Origin of the sequence: Elstera litoralis, from assembly GCF_000963705.1 — a bacterium.
Classification (GTDB): domain Bacteria; phylum Pseudomonadota; class Alphaproteobacteria; order Elsterales; family Elsteraceae; genus Elstera; species Elstera litoralis.
Map to the genome: position 1 here is coordinate 1 of NZ_LAJY01000087.1, position 7,630 is coordinate 7,630.

General features: G+C 60.6%; 6 protein-coding genes and 2 pseudogenes. 4 read left to right on the top strand and 4 right to left on the bottom strand.

Annotated features, from left to right (window positions below):
• A pseudogene (locus tag VZ95_RS04420) lies at positions 1-1,469 on the top strand (hypothetical protein); the annotation flags it as partial.
• Here VZ95_RS04420 and VZ95_RS04425 read toward each other — a convergent pair.
• Positions 1,466-2,138: pseudogene (locus tag VZ95_RS04425) on the bottom strand (glutathione S-transferase family protein). The pseudogenes VZ95_RS04420 and VZ95_RS04425 overlap by 4 nt on opposite strands.
• A gap of 132 nt (positions 2,139-2,270) precedes the next feature.
• Between VZ95_RS04425 and VZ95_RS04430 the strand changes: the two are divergent.
• A complete protein-coding gene (locus VZ95_RS04430) occupies positions 2,271-3,695 on the top strand; it encodes a methyl-accepting chemotaxis protein (RefSeq protein WP_052711475.1) in 1,425 nt (474 codons plus the stop codon).
• A gap of 11 nt (positions 3,696-3,706) precedes the next feature.
• Here VZ95_RS04430 and VZ95_RS27970 read toward each other — a convergent pair whose 3' ends face one another.
• The 3 genes from VZ95_RS27970 to VZ95_RS04445 are packed head-to-tail and all read right to left on the bottom strand — an operon-like array spanning position 3,707 to position 5,821.
• On the bottom strand, positions 3,707-4,297 hold the full coding sequence (locus VZ95_RS27970) for a response regulator transcription factor (protein ID WP_045774802.1): 591 nt from the start codon (positions 4,295-4,297) through the stop codon (positions 3,707-3,709).
• Positions 4,294-5,112, bottom strand: coding sequence for a sensor histidine kinase (locus tag VZ95_RS04440; protein ID WP_045774803.1), 819 nt, complete (start codon positions 5,110-5,112; stop codon positions 4,294-4,296). The genes VZ95_RS27970 and VZ95_RS04440 overlap by 4 nt, the downstream gene beginning before the upstream one ends.
• Entirely contained in the window at positions 5,060-5,821 is a 762-nt protein-coding gene (locus VZ95_RS04445) for an MCP four helix bundle domain-containing protein (RefSeq protein WP_045774804.1), read from the bottom strand. Before VZ95_RS04445 ends, VZ95_RS04440 begins: the two co-directional genes overlap by 53 nt.
• A 287-nt stretch (positions 5,822-6,108) precedes the next feature.
• Here VZ95_RS04445 and VZ95_RS04450 point away from each other — a divergent pair, with 287 nt between their 5' ends.
• A complete protein-coding gene (locus VZ95_RS04450; protein ID WP_045774805.1) occupies positions 6,109-7,044 on the top strand; it encodes a ribose-phosphate pyrophosphokinase in 936 nt (311 codons plus the stop codon).
• Between the two features lie 111 nt (positions 7,045-7,155).
• Positions 7,156-7,630: 50S ribosomal protein L25/general stress protein Ctc (locus VZ95_RS04455; protein ID WP_045774807.1), on the top strand; the 475-nt coding region annotated here is incomplete at its 3' end.

Genomic DNA, 7,630 nt, shown 5'->3' on the forward strand with positions numbered 1-7,630 from the left:
TTTACAAAAGCGATGGTCGCGCGTCGAATACGGTTCGGATCGGTCAAATCGCCACCGGGGCAGCGCCAAAATATTTCACCGTGGCAGGCGATTCGCTTTATTACATCTCGCAAAAATCCAGCGATGGCATTGAGCTTCGCCGCACCGATGGCACCTTCGCAGGAGCCGAGTTGGTAAGCGATATTCGGGCAGGTGCCTTTTCCTCGTTTCCAGAATATTTGAAAGCCTCGGGCGATAAGCTTTTCTTTACCGCGATCGGCACCACCGGCGGACGCGAACTCTATGTCGCCGATAAGGACGGCGCGCGGCAGGTGGCCGACATTAATCCAGGGGCTGCGGATGGCACCCCGATCACCACGATGATGTTCGTGCAGCCCGTTGATGGTGGGGTCGTGTTTACGGCGCAAGACCCGAGCGCCGGGCTCGAACTCTATTTCAGCAACGGCACGGGCGTGACCCGCCTGACCGACCTTAACCCCGGTCCGACAGATACGCCGTTTGGTGGCCCGTCCCGGGTTGCGGCGCTCGGCAGCACGGTAGTTTTTGGCGCAACCACCGCCGATGGTTTCTATACGCCCTATCAGACCGATCTTGCGGGCAATGTTCAGCGCATCTTCAGTGATGATGGTGATGCTCTCAGCTTTTCCGGAAAATTCACCGCAGCGGGCGACTATGTGTATTTCACCGCCGCAGAAACCGGGTTGCCGGGAAGCCGCCTGTATCGGCTTGATGCCGCTACCGCCACCGCCACGGCGATTGCCGGGACCCAAGATATTCCCCTTACGAACCAGATCGTCTTTGGGGATAAAGTCGTCGCCACGGCCACCAAATCCGGAATAGACCGCACTTTCATCTACGGCCCGGATGGTCTTTATCAGGTGCCGGGACTGGTGTCTCAGGGCTATGCGGTTCTCGTACCGGGGATAACCACCGAGCGCTTGGCCCAAAGCGCGGAAACGCTGCGCCAAGCCGCAGCGGATGCCGGAGCTGCCCGGCAAGCCGCCCTTCTAGCCGCCGATCGCGCCAATACTTTTACTAAATTCTACTCAACCTCCGCCGCCATCGCCAATGATAGTCAGGAGCGCCTGACCGCCGTCGATCTCGACAGCGAATTGAAAACCGCCCAACAAGCCGCCGAACGGTTGCAAAGGGGGACGGCCTCGCTGAGTTACGCGGCCCAAGCGGGAACGGCGCTGGCCGATGCGCTCCAGCAGGTGAGCCTCGCGGCAAAAACCGAAGCCGCCGATTTGCAAGCGCGCCGGGAAGCCAAGCTCGATGAGGCGCGCCGCCAACAAAGGGCCAAGCTGCTGCGCGGGGATATCGCCGCGCCGATTGCCAAACCCTCCACCGCTGGCTTAACGACGCTCGGCCTTGCCGTCGACAGCCCCCGGAACCCTTTACCGCCCCAGCCTGCCGCCTATCGCCCGGTGATTATTCCCTATTCCCTCGCTCAAACCGCCTCGGCTTAAAAATCGAGATCGGCATAATGCCGGGGCGGCGGCATCCCCGGAATATGATCCGCCAGAAGCGGCCGGAAACTGGGGCGTGACTTTACCCGCGCATACCATTCTTTCGCCCCAGGATGCTCATCCCACGGCACATCGCCGATATAATCGACACAGGAGAGATGGGCCGCAGCGGTAATATCCGCCAAACTAAAATCGGCCCCGGCTAGATAACTGCGCCGCTCTGAAAGATAGGCGATATAATCGAGATGATAATGGATATTGGCGTATCCGGCCTTGATTGCTTGGCTATTCGGATGCCCAAGCCCTGTTAACCGCTTCGTGATTTTCTCATCGACAAGGTTTTGCGTCACCTCGCGGTTGAACTTCACGTCGAACCAGCCGATCAATCGGCGAATTTCGGCGCGCTCCAGCGCCGTTTGTCCCAGCAACGGGCGGTCGGCGAAACTCTCTTCGAGATATTCGGCAATCGCCGTGGCGTCGCAGAGCGGATAAGCACCGGGTTCCAGCAGAAGAACGGGCACGTCCCCCGCTGGGTTCAACGCCAAAAACTCGGGCCGTCGCTCCCAGGTCTTCTCGATCTGAAGATCGATATCCAGGTTCTTTTTCTTTCAGCATCAGCCGGATTTTGCGCGATCCCGGCGATACCCATTGGTGAAACAGCAACATCATAGCTTTTGCTTATACAGTCAGATGCCGCGCTTGCCAAAGGTGAAACGCATATCGGGCAATTTCGGAAAAACTAATTAAAATATTAACTTTTGCATGATACAAAGCGCGCCTTCGCAAATTCGGTGAGACACGATGACGCCCAGTTTCACGCTAACGCCGCCCCCCACCCCCGAAACCGCCCCAGCCTATGTGAAGGCGCTCGCCGAGCGCGCGGGAAGCTTGGGGACGCAAGCCGCCGATATGGCGGGGCGCAGCGACGATATAGCTGAGCAGATTCATACCCAGGCCGATGCGCTGGCGCGCATGCGCGATCAGGTTCATGGCATGGCCGATAGTAACCGCCAAATCCTGACCGACGCGGGAACGGCGGAAACAATCATTCAAACCACGCACCACCGGATGACCCAGGCGCAAATTGCCATTAAGGCCGCGCTGGAGGACGTTCTGAGCCTCACCGATGGCATTAGCCGGATCGAACAGCGCCTGCCCGGTCTCGAACTCTCGCTGGGCCAGGTCGCGCGGGTTTCAAGCGATATCGAGCGGATTGCCCGGCAGACCAACCTGCTGGCCCTGAATGCCACGATTGAAGCCGCACGCGCGGGCGAAGCCGGGCGCGGTTTTGCCGTGGTTGCCGGGGAAGTCAAAACCCTCTCCCGCCAAACCGCCGAAGCGGTGATTGAGATCCAGCGGACGCTCGCCGATCTCACCGGCCAAATTCGCGATTTGATTTCGGAGAGTGGCGAGGCCTCCGGGCGCGCCGCTGCCGCCCGTGAGGGCAGCGGCCAAATTGGCGGAGCCGTCCGCGATATCGACGAAGCCTGCACCAATATCGAGCAAACCGAAACGACCGTGGGTAAAATCGCGGCCCATTCGCGCCAGAATCAAACCGCCTGCGACACGCTGGTAACAGGCATTACCGATCTGTCCCGCGCGGGCGATGCCATGCGCAGCAGCATCGTCGAAGTGACCCACGGCACTCAAAGCGTCTTGAAACTTTCGGAAGATTTGATTGAGCTTACCGCCGAAGCGGGCGTAGACACCGTCGACACGCCCTATATTCGGGCGGCGCAGAAGATCGCCGCTGAGATTAGCGAGCGATTCACAGCGGGCATTACGGCGGGCAAAGTCAGCCTAGATGCGCTGATGGACGAAGCCTATCAGCCGATGCCCAGCACCAACCCGGCGAAATATACGACCCGCGCCATGAGCTTCTACGAGGCAAGCCTAGCTGATATTCTAGAGGCGGGCGCGCAGCTTACACCCAAAACCATTCTGTCCGTTGCGACCGACCGCAAGGGCTATCTGCCCGTGCATAATCGCCGCTTCTCCCAGCCCCATCGCGCCGACGATGCCGAGTGGAACGGTCAAAACTCCCGCCACCGCATCATGATGACCGACCGCACCGCCCAAGCCGGGCTGGCGTCGACCAAGCCCTTCCTGGTGCAAACCTACCGCCGCCGCCTGGGCAGCAAGGTCGAGCTTCTCAAAGATGTTTCGGTGCCGGTCTTCATCCAAGGGCGGCGCTGGGGCGTGCTGCGGATCTGCTACACTCCCTAACAAGCCCACCGTTAAGGCCGAATCCACCCGGATTGCACCGCCACCACGGCGGCTTGAACCCGGCTGACCACATCGAGCTTGCGCATCACGTTTTCCACGTGAAAATTCACCGTGCGTTCGGAAATCCCCAGCATTTCCGCGATTTCGGAGGAGGATTTGCCGCGCGCCACCCAGGTGAGGGTTTCGATTTCCCGGTCGGTCAACTCGTGGCTACCGGGGGTCGCCGCCGCTGGCGCCGCCCGGCTGAGGCGACGTTTGACGATCTCGATTAAAATATCGAAATCGATCGGCTTGGTCACATAATCATCGGCCCCCAAGCGGCGACCGCGCAGCACATTGTCGCGGTCCGTCAATGCCGTGAGAAAGATAAACGGCGGCACGTTGGGCACCAGCGCGCCGTATTTTTCCAGCAGATCGAAGCCCGAGAGGCGCGGCAGCATCACGTCGCACAGAATAAGATCGGGCCGGAACGAGAGCGCTTCGGTGAGGCCATCGGCGCCATCGGCGGCAGCGCGCACATCGTAGCCCGCCTCCTCCAACTCTTCGACCAGCAGGGCGCGCGTATCGGGATCATCTTCGATGCATAAAAGGCGGGCGGTCATGGGGAGGTTCCTTCTTGTCGGGCCAAAGCGCGGGAGAGCGGCAGGCGTAGCGTAACCCGCGTGCCCTCGTTCAAACGACTGTCGATACTCATGTCGCCGTGATGAATGGCCATGATTTGATCGACGATATAAAGGCCAACGCCGCTACCCACGGTTGCGCGGGCGTTGGAGGCGCGGAAAAACCGCGTGCGGATCTGTTCCCGCTCGGCTTCGGGAATGCCGATTCCCTGGTCTTCCACTGTCACCCGCGCCCAGTCGCCGTCGCTCTGGGCCGTCACCGATACCGTGGTTCCCTGTTCGGAATATTTCAAGGCATTGCCCAGCAGATTGCTGATCGCTTGATCGAACAAAGCCGGATCCAGCCGAACCTGGAATGGGGAGGGCGCACAGGTAAGTAAAAGCGTGCGGTTAGGATTCTCCTCGCGCACCCGGCCAACGATATCGCGCAACACGGCGGCCAGCGACTGCGGCTCCAGGTGAACCTCGGCGCGCGCCTGCTCCCATTGCGCCGCGCGGGTAACACTCTCGACAACCTCGGTGAGACGCCGCACCGCCGCGCGGATCCGGCCGGCGCGCTCGGCGATATCGGCGGGGGTCATCTGCTCGGCTTGACGTTCGAGCCTACGGGCGTGGCCGTCGATCCCGGTCAAGGGCGTGCGGATTTCGTGGCTCGCCATCGTAATGAAATTGCGCTGCTGGTTCAGCAAATCGCGCTCGCGCTGCAAGGTTTCATCGAGCGCCGCCGCCTGCTCGCGGAAAATATTAATGGCGCGGGCAATCGCGCCAATCTCGTCGCGCCGCCCGATGTGCGGCACGGGTCAGATCAATCTCACGCCGGGCAATCCGGGTCAGCACGCCGACCAGTTGAATGAGCGGCGACGAAATCGTGCGGTTGACCATCGCCATCGCCAGCACCGCGAGCCCAACGACGCCGACAATGATGACCACGAAGCGCATCGAGGTATCGTCATAGACCGAGTTTGCCTGGTCGCGGCTGGCTTCGGCGGCTTCGATATCGGCGGCGGTCAGGGCGTCGAGCAAGTCGCTGGCGCGCGCATAGGCCTGCTGATTTTCGGTCCGATAGAGCTGCCGCGCCGCCTGCCGGTCGAGCGATAGGGCTTGGGCCATCAGCCGCGTGGCGATTTCGCGGTAGGCCGCCCAGGCCAAGATGAATTGATCGAAAGTCTGCGCCTCTTTGGCGTCGCTCTCGGCCAACTGCGCCACGCGATATTCCGCGATGGTCGCGGCGATATCCCCGCCCAGGCGCGCGATGAGAACGGCTTGCGCCGCCCGCTCCTCCTCGTCGGTCGCGGCCAGAAAATCGCCTTCCGCCAACCGAAAATCACTCAAATGATCGTTCAAGGCGGCCAGCATGCGCAATTTCGGCAACCAAACCTCGCGCACTTCCGTCGCCGGATCATTCACCGCCCGCAGCGCGCCCATGCCAATCACCCCGAGCAAAGCGGGCACGGCAATGAAGGCGAGAAACAGCAGCGCAAATTTTGACCGCAACGAGGTGAACACGATGGGCTCCGGGACGCGTCGAGACGGGCACTCTAGCCAGTTTCGCCGCGTAAGGGCATCCCGTGAGGTTTACCACCGGGTATCTTATCCGCGATGCGCCGTTTCGGGCCGACCGTCAGATATAGTCTTCAGCAAAGCGGCGGCGGCTTTACCCGCCCCCGATGCAGGACAGAAATCCATGCGGCTTGATTTACAGATGCGTGACAGCCTGATAGTGTCCGCCCACTTCGACAGGGGCGGGTGTCGCCGCGCCTGCGGGGACGTGTTTTCTTTGGGTGGGGCCTGGGATGAAGATTCTGAGTGGCAACAGCAATCGCGCGTTGACCGAGGCGATTTGTGCCTATCTCAACCTGCCGCTGACCCGCGCGGCGGTGAAGCGCTTCTCCGATATGGAAATTTTCGTGGAAATTCACGAAAACATCCGGGGTGAGGACGTGTTCGTCATCCAATCCACCTCCTACCCCGCCAACGATCATCTGATGGAACTGCTGGTGATGATGGACGCGCTGAAGCGCAGCTCCGCCCGCCGCATTACCGCCGTTGTCCCCTATTTTGGTTATGCCCGCCAAGACCGTAAGTCTGGCCCGCGCACGCCGATTTCCGCCAAGCTGGTCGCCAATTTGATGACGACGGCGGGGGCCGACCGCGTGCTGACCATCGATCTGCACGCGGGCCAAATTCAGGGCTTCTTCGATATCCCCACCGATAACCTCTACGCCGCCCCGGTGTTCGTGAAGGATATTCAGGATCGGTTTCAGAATACGAGCGACATCACCATCGTCTCCCCGGATGTCGGCGGCGTAGTGCGGGCGCGGGCGATTGCGCAGCGCATCGATAGCGATCTTGCGATTATCGACAAGCGCCGCGAGCGCGCGGGCGTGTCGGAAGTCATGAACATCATCGGCGATGTGCGCGGTAAGCGCTGCCTGCTGATCGACGATATCGTCGATAGCGCGGGCACCCTCTGCAATGCCGCCGAAGCCTTGATGAAAGCTGGGGCAACCTCCGTGTCGGCCTATGTCACCCACGGCGTGCTCTCGGGCCAAGCCGTGCAGCGCGTGACCAATTCGCCGCTAGAACAGTTGGTGACGACCGATACGATTGCCGCGACCGACGCCGTGAAGGCCGCCCATAATATTCGCCAAGTCACGATGGCCCCGTTGATGGCCGAGGCCATCCGCCGCGTGTCGGAAGAAAAATCGGTCTCCAGCCTGTTCTATTAAGAGCGGCGGAGACGCAACAGTTTCTGTTCCGGTTAGACACCCCTGGAGGTCTAACCGGGCGGAAAGGCGGTAGGATGGTCCTGCCGTCGGTTCTTGGAAGGAGTTTGGGACATGTCCCAAGTTGTTACGCTTCGCGCTTCGTTGCGTGAGCGGGCCGGAAAGGGGGCCGCCCGTGCCGTTCGTCGTGCTGGTGAAGTACCGGCCGTCGTCTATGGCGATAAAAAGGCCCCTGTGATGATCGCGGTGAACCCGCGTGAACTGAATACCGAACTGCACAAGGGTGGGTTCTTCTCCCGCCTGTTCGACATTGATACCGGTACCGAAAAGCACCGCGTTCTCGCCCGTGATGTCCAGTTCCACCCGGTCACCGACCGTCCGGAACATGTGGACTTCCTGCGCGTCGGCGCGGATTCGATGCTGCACGTCAATGTTCCCGTGCATTTCATCAATCAGGAAAAGTCGCTTGGTATCAAAAAAGGCGGTCTGCTGAATATCGTTCAGCATACGGTCGAAATTGAAGTCAATGCCAACGACATTCCCGACCATCTGACGGTCGATCTGCTCAACATCGACATCAACGGTTCCG

What these genes read in the sequence shown, in the direction of transcription:
- VZ95_RS04430 (WP_052711475.1), top strand. Translation starts at nt 2,271, where the DNA reads ATGACGCCCAGTTTCACGCTAACGCCGCCCCCCACCCCCGAAACCGCC.
- VZ95_RS04450 (WP_045774805.1), top strand. Translation starts at nt 6,109, where the DNA reads ATGAAGATTCTGAGTGGCAACAGCAATCGCGCGTTGACCGAGGCGATT.
- VZ95_RS27970 (WP_045774802.1), bottom strand. Translation starts at nt 4,297, where the DNA reads ATGACCGCCCGCCTTTTATGCATCGAAGATGATCCCGATACGCGCGCC.